General features: G+C 71.0%; 20 protein-coding genes. 8 read left to right on the top strand and 12 right to left on the bottom strand.

All coding sequences use genetic code 11. The features are described 5' to 3' along the window. The first annotated feature begins 43 nt into the window (after positions 1-43). From ACZ1DY_RS20665 to ACZ1DY_RS20650, 4 genes are all read left to right on the top strand, one after another. A complete protein-coding gene (locus tag ACZ1DY_RS20665) occupies positions 44-1,090 on the top strand; it encodes a C40 family peptidase (protein WP_465485417.1) in 1,047 nt (348 codons plus the stop codon). 37 nt (positions 1,091-1,127) lie between these two features. Beyond that, entirely contained in the window at positions 1,128-1,490 is a 363-nt protein-coding gene (locus tag ACZ1DY_RS20660; RefSeq protein WP_192744547.1) for a BlaI/MecI/CopY family transcriptional regulator, read from the top strand. Next, a complete protein-coding gene (locus tag ACZ1DY_RS20655) occupies positions 1,487-2,392 on the top strand; it encodes a M56 family metallopeptidase (RefSeq protein WP_465485416.1) in 906 nt (301 codons plus the stop codon). Before ACZ1DY_RS20660 ends, ACZ1DY_RS20655 begins: the two co-directional genes overlap by 4 nt. A gap of 318 nt (positions 2,393-2,710) precedes the next feature. After that, complete coding sequence (locus ACZ1DY_RS20650) at positions 2,711-3,805, top strand: S1 family peptidase (RefSeq protein ID WP_257487139.1); 1,095 nt, start codon at positions 2,711-2,713, stop codon at positions 3,803-3,805. Here the strand turns inward: ACZ1DY_RS20650 and ACZ1DY_RS20645 are convergent. From ACZ1DY_RS20645 to ACZ1DY_RS20625, 5 genes are all read right to left on the bottom strand, one after another. After that, positions 3,778-4,206: a hypothetical protein gene (locus ACZ1DY_RS20645; protein WP_465485415.1), complete on the bottom strand. Its 429-nt coding sequence runs from the start codon at positions 4,204-4,206 to the stop codon at positions 3,778-3,780. The two genes, ACZ1DY_RS20650 and ACZ1DY_RS20645, sit on opposite strands and share 28 nt — an antisense overlap. A 380-nt stretch (positions 4,207-4,586) precedes the next feature. Continuing rightward, complete coding sequence (locus ACZ1DY_RS20640) at positions 4,587-5,693, bottom strand: VanZ family protein (protein ID WP_465485414.1); 1,107 nt, start codon at positions 5,691-5,693, stop codon at positions 4,587-4,589. Next, positions 5,686-5,991: a hypothetical protein gene (locus ACZ1DY_RS20635; RefSeq protein WP_465485413.1), complete on the bottom strand. Its 306-nt coding sequence runs from the start codon at positions 5,989-5,991 to the stop codon at positions 5,686-5,688. The genes ACZ1DY_RS20640 and ACZ1DY_RS20635 overlap by 8 nt, the downstream gene beginning before the upstream one ends. A gap of 95 nt (positions 5,992-6,086) precedes the next feature. Next, positions 6,087-6,251, bottom strand: a complete 165-nt coding sequence (locus ACZ1DY_RS20630) for a hypothetical protein (protein WP_465485412.1) — start codon at positions 6,249-6,251, stop codon at positions 6,087-6,089. 80 nt (positions 6,252-6,331) lie between these two features. Beyond that, positions 6,332-7,258, bottom strand: coding sequence for a MurR/RpiR family transcriptional regulator (locus tag ACZ1DY_RS20625; RefSeq protein WP_465485411.1), 927 nt, complete (start codon positions 7,256-7,258; stop codon positions 6,332-6,334). A gap of 144 nt (positions 7,259-7,402) precedes the next feature. On the opposite strand from ACZ1DY_RS20625, the gene ACZ1DY_RS20620 reads away from it, so the two are divergent. The 3 genes from ACZ1DY_RS20620 to ACZ1DY_RS20610 are packed head-to-tail and all read left to right on the top strand — an operon-like array spanning position 7,403 to position 10,442. Then, positions 7,403-8,794 carry an MFS transporter gene (locus ACZ1DY_RS20620; RefSeq protein WP_126732151.1) on the top strand — a complete coding sequence of 464 codons (1,392 nt, stop codon included), beginning with the start codon at positions 7,403-7,405 and terminating at the stop codon, positions 8,792-8,794. Beyond that, a complete protein-coding gene (locus ACZ1DY_RS20615; protein ID WP_465485410.1) occupies positions 8,791-9,231 on the top strand; it encodes a GAF domain-containing protein in 441 nt (146 codons plus the stop codon). The genes ACZ1DY_RS20620 and ACZ1DY_RS20615 overlap by 4 nt, the downstream gene beginning before the upstream one ends. Beyond that, positions 9,228-10,442 carry a metal-dependent hydrolase family protein gene (locus ACZ1DY_RS20610; RefSeq protein ID WP_465485409.1) on the top strand — a complete coding sequence of 405 codons (1,215 nt, stop codon included), beginning with the start codon at positions 9,228-9,230 and terminating at the stop codon, positions 10,440-10,442. The genes ACZ1DY_RS20615 and ACZ1DY_RS20610 overlap by 4 nt, the downstream gene beginning before the upstream one ends. 66 nt (positions 10,443-10,508) lie before the next feature. Here the strand turns inward: ACZ1DY_RS20610 and ACZ1DY_RS20605 are convergent, their stop codons facing one another. From ACZ1DY_RS20605 to ACZ1DY_RS20575, 7 genes are all read right to left on the bottom strand, one after another. Next, entirely contained in the window at positions 10,509-11,879 is a 1,371-nt protein-coding gene (locus ACZ1DY_RS20605) for an aldehyde dehydrogenase (NADP(+)) (RefSeq protein WP_465485408.1), read from the bottom strand. Positions 11,880-11,998: 119 nt separating this feature from the next. Next, entirely contained in the window at positions 11,999-13,000 is a 1,002-nt protein-coding gene (locus tag ACZ1DY_RS20600) for a proline racemase family protein (protein ID WP_126732155.1), read from the bottom strand. Further along, positions 13,001-13,912 carry a dihydrodipicolinate synthase family protein gene (locus ACZ1DY_RS20595; protein WP_465485407.1) on the bottom strand — a complete coding sequence of 304 codons (912 nt, stop codon included), beginning with the start codon at positions 13,910-13,912 and terminating at the stop codon, positions 13,001-13,003. It lies immediately after the preceding gene. Continuing rightward, complete coding sequence (locus tag ACZ1DY_RS20590; RefSeq protein ID WP_465485406.1) at positions 13,909-15,270, bottom strand: FAD/NAD(P)-dependent oxidoreductase; 1,362 nt, start codon at positions 15,268-15,270, stop codon at positions 13,909-13,911. Before ACZ1DY_RS20590 ends, ACZ1DY_RS20595 begins: the two co-directional genes overlap by 4 nt. Next, a complete protein-coding gene (locus ACZ1DY_RS20585; RefSeq protein ID WP_465485405.1) occupies positions 15,267-15,575 on the bottom strand; it encodes a (2Fe-2S)-binding protein in 309 nt (102 codons plus the stop codon). Before ACZ1DY_RS20585 ends, ACZ1DY_RS20590 begins: the two co-directional genes overlap by 4 nt. Beyond that, a complete protein-coding gene (locus tag ACZ1DY_RS20580) occupies positions 15,572-16,744 on the bottom strand; it encodes an NAD(P)/FAD-dependent oxidoreductase (RefSeq protein ID WP_465485404.1) in 1,173 nt (390 codons plus the stop codon). Before ACZ1DY_RS20580 ends, ACZ1DY_RS20585 begins: the two co-directional genes overlap by 4 nt. A 78-nt stretch (positions 16,745-16,822) precedes the next feature. After that, a complete protein-coding gene (locus ACZ1DY_RS20575; RefSeq protein WP_185927041.1) occupies positions 16,823-17,422 on the bottom strand; it encodes a helix-turn-helix domain-containing protein in 600 nt (199 codons plus the stop codon). A 226-nt stretch (positions 17,423-17,648) separates the two neighbouring features. Between ACZ1DY_RS20575 and ACZ1DY_RS20570 the strand changes: the two genes are divergently transcribed. Continuing rightward, a complete protein-coding gene (locus ACZ1DY_RS20570) occupies positions 17,649-18,779 on the top strand; it encodes a metalloprotease (protein ID WP_465485403.1) in 1,131 nt (376 codons plus the stop codon). Positions 18,780-18,969 lie beyond the last annotated feature (190 nt).

The following is an 18,969-nucleotide window of genomic DNA, read 5'->3' as shown; positions in this document are numbered from 1 at the left end:
TAAGTGAGATAGTTGACCCTGTGCGACAGGAGATTCGGCACCCGTGACCCCACACCGGCGCTCACCGCGGCACCCCCTTGCCGCCACTGCCGCCCTCATGATCCTCGGCTTCGGAACGCTCCCCGCCAACGCGCAGCCCGCGCCGGACGGCCAGGATCCGATGCGGCGCTACCAGGAACTCGGCGCCCAGGCCGCCAAGGCCGACGAGGATCTGCGGGAATCCCAGGACCGGTTGAAAACCCGCGAGGGCGAACGCGACCAGGCCACCGCCGCCGTCGGCCGGGCCGACGGCGAGCTCACGCAGGCACGGTCGGCGATCGATCGCTTCCGGCCGCAGGTCGAGGCGATCGCGCGGTCCGCGATGAGCGGCGAGCGGCTCGGCAACGCCGTCCTGCTGCTCGACAGTGGCAGCAGGCAGGAGTTCCTCGACCGCTCCTCCGCGCTGTCGGTCCTGGCCGAGGAGAAGAGCAAGGCGTTGAACGGCCTGCGCGACGCGCTCGCGAAGGCACAGACCGCGCGCACGACCGCGGAGGACGCCCGGGAAATGGCCCAGCTCGCCGCCAACGACGCGACCGTGGCCCTGGACCAGGTCCGCACCCGCAAGGCGGACCTCGACGATCAGATCGCGAAGGTGCGGCAGGCGCTCGGGCAGCTGCCCGCCGCCGACAAGGCGAAACTCGGCAAGGTCCAGGACAAGGGCTCGTACCTCGGCCCGCCCGGCGCCGCGAACGACGCGCTGCAGGCTGCGCTGTCCAAACGGGGCTCGCAATACGAGTGGGGCGCCACTGGGCCGAGCGAATTCGACTGCTCGGGCCTGACGTCGTGGGCGTACAAGCAGGCTGGGATCTCGCTTCCCCGCACCAGCCGCCAGCAGTACACCGTGGGCAAGGCCGTCCCGCTGGACGCGCTCGTCCCCGGTGATCTCGTCTTCTACGACGACGGCACCGGCAACCCCGGCGCCATCCACCACGTCGGCATGTACGTCGGCGGCGGCAAGATGGTCGACGCGCCCACCGAAGGCCAGCTGGTCGACGTCCGTTCGGTGAAGGGCGACGGGCATCTGATGGGCGCGCGGCGCGTCGTCGGCTGAGCCGGAGCGGCACAGTATCCTTCCCGGCGGAGGTGTCATGCAACGGCTGGGCGAGCTCGAAGCGTCGGTGATGGACGTGCTCTGGGACGCGGCGGAACCCCTGCGGGTGCGCCAGGTCCTCGAGGCGATCAACCGGGACCGCGATCTCGCCTACACCACGGTGATGACGGTGCTGGACAATCTGCATCGCAAGGAATGGGTCGAGCGCGAAATGGAGAATCGCGCCTACCGCTACCGCGCCGTGGCGACCCGCGAGGAGGCGACCGCGCAAAGTCTGCGGGAAATCCTCGACGCCTCCGACGACCGTGAATCGGTGCTGCTGCATTTCGCACGCTCGGTCACCGAAGAGGAGTCGGACATCCTGCGGCGCGCCTTGCGACGGAAGCCCGGCAAGCGATGATCCTGGCGGCGGTGCTCCTGTTCGGCGTGGTGGTGATCGGCTGGTGCTCACCCCGGCTGCTCGGCAGGCTGACCGCGGGCGGGATCAGCCCCGGCACGGCGCTCGCGTGGTGGCTGCTGACCGCGCTCGGCGTCCTCGTCGGCACCCTCGGCGCCGTCCTTCTCCTCGTCCTTCCCGACCACGGGCCCGCCGGGGCCATCACGCGGATCCTCCACGAGTGCTGGGCGGCCGTCGGCCACAGCGGCCTGCCCGGCCTCGATCCGCTCGCCGGCACTTTCGCGGTCACCGCCGTCGCGATCGGGGCGGCGAGGCTCGCCGTGTCCACCGCCCGCCGCCGGAAACGCAGCACGCTGCTGCACCGGCGCCATCTCGACGTGCTCCGGTTGTCGGGCGCCCGGCCGGGGCCGACGCTGTGGCTGCCCGACGACCGCCCGATCGCCTACAGCCTCGGCGGCCGCGACGGCCTGATCGTCGCGAGCCACGGCCTGGCAGGCAGGCTTTCGCCCCGCGAACTCGACGCGGTGCTGGCCCACGAACGCGCGCATCTGCGCGGCAGACACCACTTTCTTTCCGGATGCGCCGAAACACTCGGCCGCGTACTGTGGTTCGTCCCGCTGATGCGCGAACTCCCCGGCGCGGTCCGGCTGCTCGTCGAACTGGCCGCCGACCGGGCGGCCGCGGCGGGGCACGGGCCGGAGACCGTGCGTTCGGCGTTGTTGTCGATCCACGCGGCCGGCGGCGACACCGCGCTCCGGTTGCGCTGGCTGGCCCGGCACGCGGGCGGCCCGGCGCGCTTCCCGGACCGGGTGCGTGCCGTCGCGGGCGGGGCGCTGGCGTTGTTCGCCGCGCCCTTGCTCACCGTCGGCCTGATGTTCACGGCCGGGCTCGTTTCCTGCTGGTGAAGGAAACGCGTTCGTCACCGATGCGGACGAACGGGTTCAGCTCGGACACCATCAGGTGACAATCGTTTTCCGGTCCGGAAAGGCCATTTCCCGAACGGGCGTACGCACGTCGCTGACCGTCGTTCGCCGGTCGGCGAATCGGGGACGGTAAATCGCGCAGTCTCCACTCACACGAGTGAGGAGCCGCCATTCCGCTGAGCCGGAAAGGCGAATTCCCAGCGCTACTCAAATGGCGGCATTCGGCCGGGGCCGCGTGTGCGTAACGTCGATCACCGTACTCACCTCGCACCGAATTCCGTGCACCCCATGGAGGTTTTCGTGATCCGACGTCCTCTGCGCACCCTGACCGTCCTGATCGGCGCCGCGACAGCCGTCACCGCCTTCGCGGCACCGGCTTCGGCTGCGCCATCGGTGCTGACCGAAGCGGCGGGCCCGGCCACGGTGGCCGCCGCCCAGCAGGAACTCGGCACCTCGCTCGGCGCCGCGTTCGCCGGCTCCTGGCTGGACACCACGACCGGCGAGCTGATCGTCGGCACCACCGACGCGGGCCGGTCTTCCCGGATCCGCGCCGCGGGCGCGATCCCGAAGGTACTCCGGCACAGCGCCGCCGGACTGAAGCAGATCCAGTCCACATTGGACAACAGAACCGCCGGCCTGCCAGGTTCGGTGGCCGGCTGGTACGTGGACGTGCCGTCGAACGACGTCGTGGTCAGCGTGGTGGGCGGCGATCCCGCCGGACTGGCGTGGGCAGCCTCCGCCGGGGTCCCGGTCCGGGTGGAACACGTGAAGAGCGCGCCGCGTCCATTGTGGAGCGTGGTCGGCGGGCAAGGCCTGTACTTCGACGGCGGTGCCTGTTCGGTCGGGTTCAACGCCTACGACGACGATGACCATTACGTGATCACCGCGGGCCATTGCACCGAACTCGGCGGGACCGTGCGGGGCACCGGCGGCACGATCGGCAAGGTCGCGAGGTCCTCCTTCCCCGGCAACGACTACGGCACGGTCAAGGTGACCCACTCCGACGTCTCGACCCCGCCCCGGGTCGACCGGTACGAGGACGGGTCCGACGTGCGGATCGAGGGTGCCGACGTGGTCGGCGTCGGCGGCCGGATCTGCCGGTCCGGGATCACCACCCACTGGCATTGCGGGCGGGTCGAAGCGCTGGACCAGACGGTGAACTACGGCAACGGGAACATCGTGCGGGGCCTCACCCAGACCGACGCGTGCGCCGAACCCGGCGACTCCGGTGGCTCGTTCGTCAGCCGTCCGTCGTCGGGTTCCGGCACGAAACTCGTGCAGGCGCAGGGTATGACCTCGGGCGGTTCCGGTGACTGCGACGAGGGCGGCACCACGTTCTTCCAGCCCGTCAAGGAGGTGCTCGACCGCTACGACCTGACGCTCGAAAAGGACTGATCTCCCATGGCGAGGGGTGGCCGGCCCACCGGCCGCCCCTTGATCAGGCGAGCGAGCTCGACGGCCTCGGCGGCCAGCGTCTCGATCTCGGCCCAGCGGCGGCGGATCCGCTCGTGATCGGCCACCAGCGTGCCGGAAACCATGCCCAGCAACAGGTTCGCGTCCGTTCCGACCTCCGCCAGCCGCAGGAAGGGGCGGCGGTCGTCCTCGGTTCCAGCCCCGTGCTCCGCGGCCCATTCCCGGGCTCGCATCCCGGCGTCGTGGCAGGCGTCGACGAGGAGGGTCCGGATCTCCCCCGGCCGGTCCCCCGGGCTCGCGGGAGGTTTCCCCATCAGCGGAAAGATGTTCCAGGCCACCGACAGCAGGCAGTCGGCCACTTCGTCCATCGACTCCACGTCCACCGGGCGAGTGTTCCGGCCCGCGCGTCCTGCCAGGCGCAATGACGCGCGGGACCCGCAGGGTCGACCCGATCGGGTGGCGCTATCAGGCCGGGGTCTCCTGAGCGCCCGCGGGTTCTGGAGGCGGGTCGCGAAAGCCACTTTCGGGACACCAGACGTCTCGAAAGTGGCTTTCGCGACATGCTCGCCGGAGCGGTACCGGCGATGTCACGTGACTGGGCGGACGACACGCGTGATCCGGCGGACGACACGCGTGACTGGATGGACGACACGACCGCGGCAGGGGTTACACCACGAGCCGTCCACCGGATCACGCGAGTCGTCCAGCTGATCACGCGAAAGCGCCCATCCGTGCACGGCACAGTAGGTACTAAAGCGTGGCCCTAGCCGTCCTTATCACTCACGAGGCTCGGCTCGGTCTGGTCGTCAAGGGCCCGCGCGTCGGCCATCCGCAGGCCTGCGATCAGGCCGGACAGTCCCTGGTGGCCTTCGGGCCGGAAAGTGAGGATCCCGCTGGCGAAGAACAGTAGGTTCGCCAGCGGCTCGAACCCGCCGTTGGCCACCGACGCCAAGGTGAGCAGCGTGAAATAGCCGCCGGAACCGGCGAGGAACCGTACGGCCATCCGCCACAGGGCAGGCTTTCCGCCGTCCGGCCCGGCGGGACGCAGCAACACGACCCGCTGGCCGAAGCTGGCGCCGTTGCCCGCGACGGGAACGACGAACAACAGGAGCAGGGCGGGCAGGAAAGTACCGATGAGCGCGGTCACCACGGTGTTCGGTTCGCCGGCGATCAGGGTCGTCACGATCCCGACGGTGGTACCGAGCAGCACGACCGAGACGACGTCGACGGCCATCCCGAGCAGACGGCGGCGCGCGGTGACCGGCCGCGGCGTCCCCGGCGGCGCGGACGGCTCGTTCCCCGGCAGCAGCCGCAACAGCGGGGCGAGACCGAAACCGACGGCGGCGCCGAGGGTGTTCGTCAGCAGATCGTCGACGTCGGCCAGCCGGTACGGGCACTCGAACAGGAACCAGACCCCGGTCAGCTGCGTGCACTCGATGAACAGCGAGACGGCGAAGCCGATCGCGACGGTGGCCGCGAAACCGCGCCGGAAGAGGTGCCGCACGAACATCCCCAGCGGCACGAACAAGGCGACGTTGAACACCGCCTGCTGGACGGCCGGATTGCGCAGGAACGCCCGGAGGCCCGCGCCGGTCTGTTCGCGGCGGATGTCGGCGACGAACTGGAACGGGCGCAGTTGCAGCTGACCGGCCGCGTGCCCGGCGCACGTCGTCGTCTCCGGGATGGGGAGCAACGTGTACGTCCACAGCGACATGGCGTAGACCAGGAACCCGAACACCAGCAGGACCCGCCAGAGCCCGAGTTCCCCGCGGCGCCGGTAACTCGCGGCGATGTACGGGACGGCCAGGAGGCCCGCGAGCACGCAGCCCGCGAACACCGCGATGACCGCGGAGATGGTCGGATCAGTCACTCGCGGAAGCTAACAACGCGCGCTCCGGCGCACCCGCCACACCACCTGGGCGGGTGACGGAGTCGGCCGGGGCGAGCGTTCGCTGATGCGCGAGCGCGGCGATGGCGAAGGTCAGGTGGACGACGACCCAGTTGCGGTCTTCGCGATGGACCCGCTGCAGCAGGTCGAGAGAAGCGTCGCCCGGCGTACGGCCCTGACGGCAGGCGTCGATGAACGCCTGGGTCAGTTCGTCGACGTTCCTCCGGAACTCCGCGAAGGTGTCGGAGGGCTGGGCGTTGGTGCAGAAATCCACGGTCACGTCACAGAGCGTTCCATAGCGCGACACAAAGTTACGAATTGGCGCAGCCCTAATCACTCACGTGAGGTAGGCCTCGCGTGAATCTGTGCTCTGCGTCACGCCGAAGCGAGCCCGGCGGGCATCCGGCGTTCCCGTTCGGCCGCCTTCGCGCGGCGGGTGACCGGGAAGCGCTGATCGAGTTCGACCAGCAGCGGGGTCACCGCCATCAACGCCAGCAGGGCGAGCCCGGCGTATGCGCCCACGGTCGCGATGATCGTCATTTCGGCCTCCTCGGTCCCCGTGCCGCCTCCTCCGGCGGCCTGGAACCAGGATCGCCTTCCGCCCGGTGGCGGCGGATCGGTCATCCGGCGGAGACGCCTCGACCGGTCGGCCTTTTCGGCACTGTCCGATCGGCCGATCCCGGGCGGCGGTGCAGCAGGTCGAACCGCGACCACATGGCCTCGGCCGCCTCGATGGACTCGCCGGTGCGGACGGGATCGACGGCGGCGAGCTGCGCGACGATCGCCTGCACCAGGCTCATTCCCGCGGTCAGCGACGGGAAGAACGTCACGCCTTCGGCGGGCACCATCAGCACCTGTTCGACCGCGGCCGCCAGCGCGGGACTGGCCGCGTCGGTGATCGCGAAGACCCGCGCTCCCCTGGCCTTGGCCTCGTTCGCGGCCAGCACCGTGCTTTCGTACAGCCGCCAGAAGCTGATCGCGATGAGCACGTCTTCGGACGTCAGTTTCGCCGTGGCGTTGGCGAGTTCGGCGTCGCCGGCCGTGATCGCGTGGACGTCGTATCCGGCGAGCCGGGCGTTGTGCGCGAACGCGATCCCGACCGCGGCGTAGCTGCCGTCGGCGATCACGACCGTGCGGCGCGCCCCGGCGACGGCCTCCGCGACGTTGCGGATCTCGTCCTCGGCGACGCGCCGGTTGAGCAGGGCGAGGCTGTCGAGGTCGCGGCGCAGCGACGCCGACCCCGGCGAGTCGACGTCCCGGTGTTCCTCGGCCACCTGCGGCGCGCTCAGCGACGACATGTACCGCGCCCGCAACTCCTGTTGCAGCGCCGGCCATCCGGCGAACCCCAGCGCCTGCGCCGTCCGGGTGACGGTGGCGACGTTGACCCCGGCGAGCTGGGCGAGCTCGGCCGTCGAGCCGAACGACGCCCGCCGCGGTTGCGAGACCAGCACTTCGAGCACGGCGGCCGCCTTCGGCCGCAGGCCGCGCTCCGGTGTGCGATCCCGAAGCCACGCCTCGAAACCGTCGTCGGTTCCCGTCCCTGTCACGCGCACCCTCCCTCGACGGCGTCACGGTAACGCATCGTGCCCGGCGGACCACTTGCAACAACCATTGCAGTTTTGTCGAAACGCAGTATACGTTGTCCGCACTCTCGTGACTCCTCGTCGCCCGAACCACGGAAGGCGTTCCCCATGACGCTTCTGGCACGACTGGACCGGCTCCCGCTGAGCCGTCCCCATTACAAACTCCTGCTGATCGGCGGGCTCGGTTACACCTTCGACGGGATGGACTCCGCCGTCGTCGCGTTCCTGCTGCCGAGCGCGAAAGCCGCCTGGGGCCTCGACAACGGCCAGCTCGGGCTGATCGGTTCGGCGACGCCGTTCGGCTTCCTCTTCGGCGCGATCGCCGCCGGGCTGCTGGGCGACCGCATCGGCCGCAAGAAGGTCATGATGTACGCCCTGGCCTTCTACGCGGTGTTCTCGGTGGTCGCCGCCTTCTCCCCCAACTATGAGGTCTTCCTGGGCGCCAGGGTGCTGGCCGGGGCCGGCGCGGGAGCCGAAAGCGCGATCATCGCACCGTTCCTGTCGGAGTTCGTCCCCGCCAAACGCCGCGGCTGGTTCGTCGGCGCGCTGGCCGGATTCTTCTCGTTCGGGTTCGTCATGGCCGCGCTGATCGGCCGGTTCGTGGTCCCGACGGTGCCGGAGGGCTGGCGGGTCGCGCAGCTGATCACCGCGCTGCCGATCGTCATGCTGCTGTGGTGGCGCCGCTCGCTGCCCGAATCACCGAGGTTCCTGGTCGCGAACGGACGTCATGCCGAGGCCGAGAAGATCGTCACGAAACTGGAGCGGGACGTCGAAAAGGCGACGGGGCAAGCACTTCCCGCCGTCGCGGCGGCCGACGCCCAGCCCGCGACGGAGACCCCCAAGGTCAATCTCCTGAGCGCCCTGAAGTTCTTGTGGAGCCCGGCGATGGCACGCCGCACCGCGGTGATCTGGACCGTGTGGTTCGTGATCACGTTCTCCTACTACGGCTTCTTCTCCTGGATCCCGACGCTGCTCGTCGACCGCGGTATCACGGTGACCAAGAGCTTCGAGTTCTCCATCATCATCTACCTGGCGCAGATCCCCGGATACTTCTCCGCCGCGTGGCTGTCGGAGCGGCTCGACCGCAAGCACACCATCGCGTTGTACCTCGCCGGGTCCGCGGTGAGCGCGTTCTGGCTGAGCCAGATGGACGCGCCGTGGTCGATCACCCTCGCCGGGGCGGTGCTGTCGTTCTTCCTCAACGGCACCTACGCCGGTGTGTACTCCTACACCCCCGAGGTGTTCCCGACCTGGATCCGCGCCAGCGGGACCGGGCTGTCGAGCGCGTTCGGCCGGGTCGGCAGCATCCTCGCCCCGACGATCATCGGCCTGTCCGCGGCGAGCCTCGGCTTCGCCGGCGTCTTCGGCATGACCACCGCCGTCCTGGTGGCCGGGGTGGTGGTCGTGGTCGTCTTCGGCCTGTCCACCGCCGGCCGCTCACTCGAAGAACTGACCGAACACGGCGCGCCCGTGAAAACCGCGAAGGAGATGACCAAGTGACCGTGTCGCTGTCCACTGTGGAGGACAAGACCCGAGCCACGATCGGCGTACGGCTGTTCACCGTCCTGGCCTGGGTGCCCGAACGGCGGGCGCTGCGGCGCGTGTACAGCAGCCACCCCGTCGAATACCCGATCGGCGGCGAGAAGACCGTCGAGGTGGCCGCCGGCTGGCTGGAGCGGTGCATCACCGGCCAGGAGCCCTTCTTCGGCCCGGACCGCGCGGCGGTGCGGGAGATCTTCGCCGACCACGAACTCATCGACAGCCTCGGCTGCGGCGCGGTGATCAACGTGCCGGTGGTGGACGACGGCCACACGCTCGGCGTCCTCAACCTCCTCGACGCGGAGGGCAACTACGACGACGAGTCCGTCGCGACCGCCCGATCCCTGGCACCGTTGGCCGTCCCGGCCCTGCGCAAGCTCCTGGAGGAGACCCGATGAACGGATCGCTGCTGCTGCGTAACGCCCGCCTGCTCGACCCCGTCAGCGGCGAGTACACCGAGGGAGACCTCCGGTGCGCCGACGGCCGGATCGTCGAGATCGGCGACGGGCTCACCGCGGACGACGCGCGGACCGAGGACCTGCGCGGCGCGTTCGTGCTGCCGGGGCTCGTCGACGCCCACGTGCATGTCACCGCGTCGACCGCGGATCTCGGGTCGCTGCCCGCGTCGTCACCGTCCTACGTGGCCGCGCACAGCGCCCGCACCATGAGCCGGATGCTGGACCGGGGCTTCACGACGGTCCGTGACGCCTCCGGCGCCGACTACGGCCTCGCCGACGCGCAGGCTGAGGGCCTGTTCCGCGGTCCGCGCCTGTTGTTCTGCGGCCGGGCGCTGAGCCAGACCGGCGGGCACGGCGACAGCCGGACTCGCGGCGCCAACGTCAGCGACGACCACCCGTGCTGCGCCGGCCTCGGCCGGGTCGCCGACGGGGTCGACGCGGTCCGTGCGGCGGCGCGCGACGAACTGCGCAAGGGCGCGCACCACATCAAGGTGATGGCCTCCGGCGGCGTCGCCTCCCCCACCGACCGGATCGACTCGACGCAGTACTCCGCCGAGGAGTTGCGCGCCATCGTCGAGGAGGCGGAGTCGGCCAACCGTTACGTCGCCGCCCACGCCTACACCGCCCGCGCGGTGAACCGCGCGCTGGAACTGGGCGTGCGGTCGATCGAGCACGGCAACCTGATCGACGACCTCAGCGTCGAATTGTTCCTCCGGCACGACGCGTACCTGGTGCCCACCCTGGTCACGTACTGGGCGCTGAAGGAGGAAGGGCGCGAGCACGGGCTGCCGGAATCCAGCTGGCGCAAGGTCGACGAGGTGCTCGGCGCGGGCATGGCCGCCCTCGAGAAGGCCGCCAGGGGCGGCGTGAAGATCGTGTACGGCAGCGATCTCCTCGGCGGGATGCACCGGCACCAGAACCACGAGTTCCGGCTGCGTGGCGAGGTCCAGTCCGCGCTGGAGGTGGTCCGCTCCGCGACGTCGACGGCCGCGGACCTGCTGAACCTGACCGGCGAGATCGGCACGCTGGCGCCGGGCGCGCACGCGGACCTGGTGGTCGTCGACCGGGATCCGCTGGAGGACATCGGTGTCCTGGCCGAGCCGGAGAAGTTCCGGTACGTCGTGCAGGGCGGGACCGTGGTCTCCCCCTGACGCGTTTCGTCCTCTGCTCGCGGTACTTGCGCGTGCAAGTACCGCATTCAGAGGACGAAACGCGGGTCAGGAGATGCGCTGCGGGACGTCCCACGGGTTGTCGTCCCGCAGCGGCTCCGGCAGCAGGTGCGACGGCCAGTCCTGATAGGACACCGGCCGCAGGAAGCGGTCCACCGCCGCGGTTCCGACCGAGGTCGACGCCGGTGACGTCGTCGCCGGGAACGGTCCGCCATGCTGCATCGCGGCCGTCACCGCGACCCCCGTCGGCCAGCCGCCCCACAGGATCCGCCCGCTGCGGCAGGCCAGCACCGGGCGCAGCGCCTCGACCTCGGACGCCTCTTCGGGTGACGCGTGCACGGTCGTCGTGAGCTGACCGGGCAAGGCCGCCAGCACCGGCAGGACGTCGGAGAGGCGCAAGTACCGCACCACGACGCCCAGCGGGCCGAAACACTCTTCGGCCGCTTCCGGCACGAAGTCCTCCAAAGCGACTTCGAGCAGCTGCGCACCGGGAGCCCGGACGACTTCGCGCATTCCCGGGATCGCGGCCAACCGTGCCGCGCCGGTCTGGAACCCGGACGCGATGCGGTCGTTCAAGAACGGCGCTGCCGGGACCTCGCGCAACCGCTCGGCGGCGAGGTCCACGAACGGGCTGTCCGACGGCACGAACACCAGCCCGGGATTCGTGCAGAACTGGCCGTTGCCCAGCGTCAGCGAACCGGCATACCCCGCCGCCAGCTCCTCCGCCCGCGACCGTGCCGCGCCGGGCAGGACGATCACCGGGTTGACGCTGCCGAGCTCGCCGTGGAACGGGATCGGAACCGGCCGCTCGGCCGCGATCCGTGCCAGCGCGAGCCCACCCGCCACCGACCCGGTGAACGCGGCGGCCGCGATCGCCGGATGACGCAGCGCCTCCACGCCGGCGACTTCTCCTTCGACGAGGCCCAGGAGCGCGCCCCACCGGCCGAGGGCTTCCACCACGACCGAAGCCGTCCTGCGGGACAGCTCCGGATGGCCGGGGTGAGCCTTGACGACCACCGGGCAGCCTGCCACCCACGCCGACGCGGTGTCCCCGCCCGCCACGCTGAACGCGAACGGGAAGTTGCTCGCGGCGAACACCAGGACCGGGCCGACCGCGGTGCGGTACCGGCGCAGCTCCGGCCGGGGGCCGGGCGGCCACGCCGGATCGGCCCGGTCGATCCGGACGTCGTAGTACGAGCCGCTTTCAGCCGCGAGCAACCGCAGTTGGAACGTCGTGCGGCCCAGCTCGCCGGTCAACCGCTTCGTCCCCAGCCGGGTCTCGGCGTCGGCGATCTCGATCAGGGACGGCCCGGCCGCGTCCAGCGCGTCGGCCACGCCGGTGATCACCGCCGTGCGGGTCTTCGGCGAAACGGCGGCCCATTCGGCGGCGATGTCCGCCGCCCTCTCGATCTGCTTCATACTTCCTTCCTCTCCAGGTTCCCGGAATCGAAGCCGAGCCCGCGATCGCTCCCTTGTGGACAGTGCGACGCCGTGTCGCGAAAGTGGCTTTCGCGGCACAGGCGCCGCCGGAGAACCCGTCAGAGCACGAAGCCCGCGGGGAACGGGTCGTCCGGGTCGAGCAGATAAGTGGCGTTGCCGGTGATCCACGCGCGTCCGGAGAACTCCGGCACCACGGCGGGAACGCCGCCGACGGTGGTCTCGGCGACGAGCTCGCCGGTGAAGGTGGTGCCGATGAACGAGCTGTTCTCGAACGGCGTGTGCAGCGGCAGTTCGCCTCGGGCGTGGAGCTGGGCCATCCGCGCCGAAGTGCCGGTGCCGCACGGCGACCGGTCGAACCAGCCGGGATGGATCGCCATCGCGTTCCGCGACGACCGCGCGTCCGAACCCGGCGCGAGGAACTGGACGTGCTTGCAGCCGCCGATCAGCGGATCGGCGGGATGCTTCGGCGGCCGCTGGTCGTTGATCGCCGCCATGATGTCCAGCCCGGCGGCGAGGATCCGGTCCTTCTCCGCCCTGTCGAACGGGATGTCCACTTGGGACAGTTCGAGGATGGCGTAGAAGTTGCCGCCGTAGGCCAGGTCGTACCGCACCTCGCCGAGGCCGGGCACCTCGACCACGGCGTCCCGCTCGGCGAGGAACGACGCGACGTTGCGGAGCTTGACGCGCACCGCGCGGCCGTCCCGGACCTCGACCTCGGCGTGCACGAGCCCGGCCGGGGTGTCCAGCCGTACGACGGTCTTCGGTTCGGTCACCTCGACCATGCCGGTCTCCACCAGCACGGTCGCCACGCCGATCGTGCCGTGCCCGCACATCGGCAGGCAGCCGGACACCTCGATGTACACCACACCCCAGTCGGCGTCCGGCCGCGCGGGCGGCTGCAGGATCGCGCCGCTCATCGCCGAATGGCCACGCGGCTCGTTCATCAGGAACTGCCGCAGGTGGTCCAGGTTCTCCATGAAGTACCGGCGGCGGTCGGCCATCGTGTCGCCGGGGATGACGCCGACCCCGCCGGTCACCACCCGGGTCGGCATGCCCTCGGTATGGGAGTCGACGGCGGTGATCGACCGGATCGACCGCACCTACTCCACCCCCAGCGAGGCGAGGGCGCGGCGCATGTCGGCGGTGACCTGCTCGCGGTGTTCCTCGGTCAGCGGCCCTCGCGGCGGACGGCACGGCCCGCCGTAGCGGCCGACGAGGTCCATCCCGAGTTTGATCGCCTGGACGAACTCGGTGCGCGAATCCCAGCGGAACGCGGCGACCAGCGGTTCGTAGAGCGCCCTCGCCTCGTCGAGCTTGCCGGCCCGCGCCAGGTCGAACAGGCGCACCGACTCGGCGGGGAACACGTTGGGGAATCCGGCGAACCAGCCGGTCGCCCCCATCAGCAGGCTTTCCAGCACGACGTCGTCCGCGCCGCTGATCACGTCCAGGCCGGGCGCCTGCTCGCGGATCTCCAGCACCCGCCGGACGTCGCCGGAGAACTCCTTGACCGCGACCACGTTGTCGATCCGCACGATCTCGGCGAGCAGCGCCGGCGTGAGGTCGACCTTGGTGTCGATGGGGTTGTTGTAGACCATCACCGGCAGCCCGACCGACGCCACCGCTTCGAAATGCGCGAGCACCTCGCCGCGGTTCGCGCGGTACATCGTGGGCGGCAGGCACAGCAGACCGTCGGCACCGTCCTCGGCCGCGACCTCGGCCCAGTACCTGGCCTGATGCGAGCCGGGCCCGTGCACGCCGACGACGACGATCCCGTCGTCACCGACGGTTTCGATCGCGGTGCGGGCGACGCGACGGCGTTCCTCGTCGGTCAGCGACGAGTATTCGCCGAGCGAGCCGTTCGGGCCGACGCCCCGGCAGCCGTTGTCGACCAGCCACCGGCAGTGCGCGGCGTAGGCGTCGTAGTCCACGGCCAGCCCGGCGGGGGCCGACGCGTCCGCCCGGTACGGGAGTGCGGTCGCGACGACGACGCCACCGAGGTCGGGGGTGCTCATCCAGGTTCTCCTTCGGTTCGGGCGGCGAGTTCGCCCAGCCGGATCGGCTGGACGATCGGGCGGTGATGCCGTTCGGTACCACCACAGAGTTCGGACACGGTCGGACCGCAGATGCGGCCCTGGCACGGGCCGAGGCCGGCCCGGGTGCCGAGTTTCAGGGCGTGCGGGCCGGGACAGACCGTGTCCTCGGCCGCACGCGTCAGTTCGCCGTACGTCGTCTCCTCACAGCGGCAGACGATCGTGTCGTCGCGCAGCCAGCCTTTCCAGGCCGCGCCGATGGGGTAGGCCGTGGCGAGGCGTTCGGCGAAGGCCAGCGCCCGGTCGCGGGCGCGGATCAACCCTGGCGACGGCTCGGCCCCGGCCGCGACGCAGCCGGCCACCGCTCCCTCGGCCGCCGCCGTGACCGCGCCGCCGATCCCGGTGATCTCACCCGCGGCGAAGACACCGTCCACTGTGGTCCGTTGCGCGGCGTCGACCCGCACGAACCCCTCGTGCAGCGCGCAGCCCGCGGCGACGGCCAATTCCGGCTGCGGGACGAAGCCGTGTCCGACGCAGACCGCGTCGACCTCGTAGGTGCGCTCGGTGCCCGGAACGACCGACCAGTCGGCGCGGACCTTCGCGGTCACGACCTCGCGGACGCGGTCCGCGCCGCGCGCCTCGATCACCACCCGGCCCATCCGGTACGGGACCCGATGCCGGGCCAGCGTCGCGGCGTACCGCGCCAGTTCACCCGCCTTCCCCGCCTGGGCGGCGAGGCGCCACGGGCGGGACGACCATCCTTTTCGGACGGTCCCGACCGGGTTCGCCTCCAGTACCGCGACCACCTCGGCCCCGGCGCCCAGCAACGATTCCGCGACCGGCAGCAGGAACGGCCCGGCCCCGGCGACGAGCACCCGCTCGCCGATCGCGACCCGCTCCCCCTTCGCCAGCGCCTGCGCCGCGCCCGCGGTGTACACGCCGGGCAGTTCCCAGCCGGGGAACGGCAGGGTGCGGTCGTGCGCGCCGGTCGCCAGGATCAGCGCGTCCGGGACGAGGGTCAGCAGCTCGCGTCCGGAGCCATCGGACGGTCCCCGCAGGACGTGCACCGTCTTCTCCGTGCGGTCGAACGCCCAGACGGTGGAGCCGGGCCACCACCGGCATCGCGGATGCGAAAGCACCCGGCGCCGCCGGTCGAACTCCGCCCACCCGTGCTGGACCCGCTCCGGACGCCGCGCCGCATACGCCCCGGGAAGCATCCGGTTGTACTGCCCGCCAGGGGTGTCCGCCTGGTCCAGCACCGTGACCCGGGCACCGGCCCGCAGCGCGTGTTCGGCCGCCGCGAGCCCGGCGGGCCCGGCGCCGACGATCACCACGTTCACGCGGTCTCCTCCCGGGACTGGGTGCGGATCTCGTCCCCGTCCGCGGCCGGGCGGCGGCAGGCGCGGACGTCGGGCACGTCGTTCACCGTGAGCAGGCAGTCGAAGCACGCGCCGATACCGCAGAACACACCGCGCGGTGCCCCCGACCGGGTGGTGCGCCAGGAGGTCCGGCCCGCGGCGAGCAACACGCCCGCCACGCTCTGCCCGGCGATCCCGGTCAGGGTCTCGCCGTCGACGGTGACCCGGATCGGCCGGTCGGTGCGGCCCACCGGGTCGCGATCGCGCGGCAGCAGCCATCCGCTCACGCCGCCACCTCCGCCAGTACGGCCGGGCGGTCCACAGTGAACTCTTCGACGGGCATCGATGGCTCCGAACCGATGAGCAGTTCGCGCAGCAGGCGGGCGGTACCGACGCTCAGCCCGATCCCGGCGCCCTCGTGCCCGGTGGCGTGCCAGAGATTCCCCAGTCGCGGATCCTCGCCGAGCACCGGGAGGTGATCGTCGACGTAGGGCCGGAAGCCGCCGTACGCGCGCATGATCGCGACGTCGGCGAGCGCCGGGAACAGGCGCAGCGCCTTGACCGCGATGGCGCTCAGCACGTCCGGGCGGATCGCGTCGTCGAACCCCACCCGGCGGCGGGACGAGCCGATCAGCACGGTGCCGCCCCAGGTGGACTCGACGACGGCGGAGGTCTGCAGGTCACCCGAATCGGCACCGACCGCGCCGACGTAATCGGCGTCGTACACCTTGTGCCGGACGACACCGGGCATCGGCGTGGTCACCAGTACCTCGCCGCGGCGGGGCCGGACCGCGATCGCGGCGCCGAGACGCGCCGACACCTGGCCCGCCCACGGGCCCGCGGCGTTCACGACGACGTCGGCCTCGATCAGTTCACCGGGCACCCGGACGCCGGTTATCCGTCCGTTGTGGACGGTCGCGCCGACGACTTCGGTGCCGGAGCGCAGCCGGGCGCCATGACGCAGTGCGGAGCCCAGCAGGGCCAGCGCCGCGCCCGCGGGCTGGACCTGCGCGTCCTCCGGGTAGTGGAACGCGGCGGTCACCTCACGGGTCAGCGCCGGCTCCGCGTCGGCGAGTTCCTTGTGGGACAACGGTTCCGCGCGAACACCGGGCTGTGACGCGGCGAAGGCGGTGAGGGCGCGAGCTCCGCCGTCCGTGGTGGCGACGACGATGCCGCCCTTGGGGTCGTATTCGATCGCCGCGGCGGCGCGGGCGTCCTCGTCGGCGATCTCGGCGACGACCCGGGGCCACAACGCGGTCGAAAGCTTGGCGAGTTCGAGTTCGGCGCCGGGTCCCTTGTCGGAGACGAGGATGTTGCCCTCGCCGTGCGAAGTGGTTCCCCCGGCGGGACGGCCGCGATCCACGACCACGACGTCGAAGCCCGCCAGGCTCAGCTCACGGGCGCACGCGGCGCCGACGATACCCGCGCCGAGGACGACCACGCGCGTTCGGTTCATCGACCCTCCAGCGTTCGGTAAAGCGAACGATCGGAGCGTAGGTTCCGTCCTGGAGGGGTGTCAATACCCGGCGAGCGGTCAGCCCTTCAGCACCGGATGCGGCCTGCCGTCGAGCCGTTCGTCGGCGCGGTACTGCAGCAGCAGCACCGAGTGCACCGGGCCGTCCGAAGCGGTATAGCAATGCGGCTCACGGGCGTCGAAGGCCACGTAATCCCCAGGCCCGACCTCGACGGTCTTCCCCGCCACCTCGACCAGCAGCGATCCGGTCTGCACGATGGTGTGCTCGACTCCGACGTGCCCCTGCGAACGCTGCGGCGCGTCCCCGCGCACCACCTGGTCGTACACCTCGAAGACGCCGTCACCGGCCTCGATGCGCCGCAGCGGCCGGAGATCCACTCCCTCGCCGCTGAGCACCTCGACGTCGGCGCCGCGCACCACGGTGAGCGCACCGCCCGCCCGGTGGTCGAGCAGGTCGGAGATCGCCACCTCCAGCACCCTGGACAGGCTGAACACGGTCTCGATGGTCGGATTGCCACCGCCGGACTCCAGCTGCGACAGCGTCGCCTTGCCGATCCCCGAGCGCCGCGAGAGCTCCGACAGCGAGATGCCCCGCGCCGCCCTGGCCGCGCGCAGGTTGACCGCCAGCATGTCCCGGATCGAGGGCGTCTCGTCCTGCACCGCTTCTCCCCTGTCGTTCGTCGAACCGTACGACCTCGTTCGCTTTGCCGATCGAGTTCGCGGACATCATGACACGCCTCCCGACGCCGGGGGCATAGCCGCGGCCGATGGGGCGGCGCGATGGTGGACCGCGCGGATCGCGATGAAACTCCATCACCAACCGGTGTGTCACCGTTGACACAGGGTCACGGGCGCACCGTCGTTTCCCTCCAGCGAGGAGATTCCCGTGCAGCTGATCCGCAGATCCGCGGGCCGACGACTTCGGGCGTTCGGCGCGGTGCTCATCACGACCCTCGGACTGACCGCGGCCGCCGCCACCCCGGCGACGGCGGCCGCGAACGCCTGTCTCACCGGCACACTCGCCTTCGACCACTACGACGCCGAAGCCGGGACGAGCAAGCCGCTGCGCACGCAGGTGGCCCGGAACGCGAACTGGGAACTGTGGGGCCGCACCGGTTCCGGCACGGCGACCAGGCTCGCCGCCGGCATCACCGGCGCGTCCGACGGCCGGTTCACCGCCTGCCACACCGCGTCGCTCGCCGAGGCGTACGTGCGGTTCCGGTCGAGCAGCACCTCGATGTGGCGGGTCGTGAAGGCCGCGAACGACACCACCGACTACGCGTTCGACTCGGCGCGCCGCACGAACGTCTCCGGCCCCGTCGACCTCGGCACGGTGAAGGTGCCTTCGACGCTGCAGCGGGCCTGGAAGGTCGTGGACACGCTGAACGTCCTGTATTGGAAACGGGCCAACCCGGTCTCCTCGTGCTGGACGGCGCGGCAGTCCGACGGCCGCTGCGACCGGATCACGTTCGTCTGGGACCCGAAGGTCGCCGACGGCGGCTACTGGGACTACCCGGACACGAACTACGTCTTCCTCGGCGCGTCGATGCCCGACTCGAAGCACCTCATCCTCCACGAGGCGGGACACTGGCTCCAGTGGCAGCTCTACGGCCGCGACTTCCCCGTGGTGGACAACTGCAACCCGCACTACGTCGAGAAGCACAGCTCGGAATCCTGCGCGTGGACCGAAGGTTTCGCCGACGCCGTCGCCGCCTACGCGCTCGGCGACTACCGCTACGTCCGTGATGACGGGACATCGGTGAGCTTCGAGAACGACGGCCCGACGCCCGGCTGGGACGACGGCGACACCGTTCAGGGCCGGGTCGGCTCGTCGCTGCTGGACCTGTGGGCGCCGGACGGCCCGGACGGCGGGAACTGGGACCGTACGATCGCGCTGATGACCCGCCACTTCAGCCAGGACTTCCGCGAGTACTTCACCGAGGACCGGCCGGCCGTCGGCCTGTCCACGACCGGTGCCGCCGAGCGGATCCTCGCCGGGCACACGATCTGGTACTGACGGGGACCCCGGAGGGCCGGACCGCGGCCCGGCCCTCCGGGAGTGTCCACAAGGGACAGTTCGTGCGGTGAAATGCCTGATCAATGGCTGAAGGTACGGATTTCCGAGGGGGGTCGTGAGTGGGTCCAGGCCGTTGTTGGTACCGGGCCCGGCCACGCCGACGTTGCGAAAGCCACTTTCGCAACGTTGA

Source organism: Amycolatopsis sp. PSD-21 (assembly GCF_055561455.1).
Note: the sequence above shows the minus strand (reverse complement) of the source record. Positions and strands in the feature narration are given on the sequence as shown.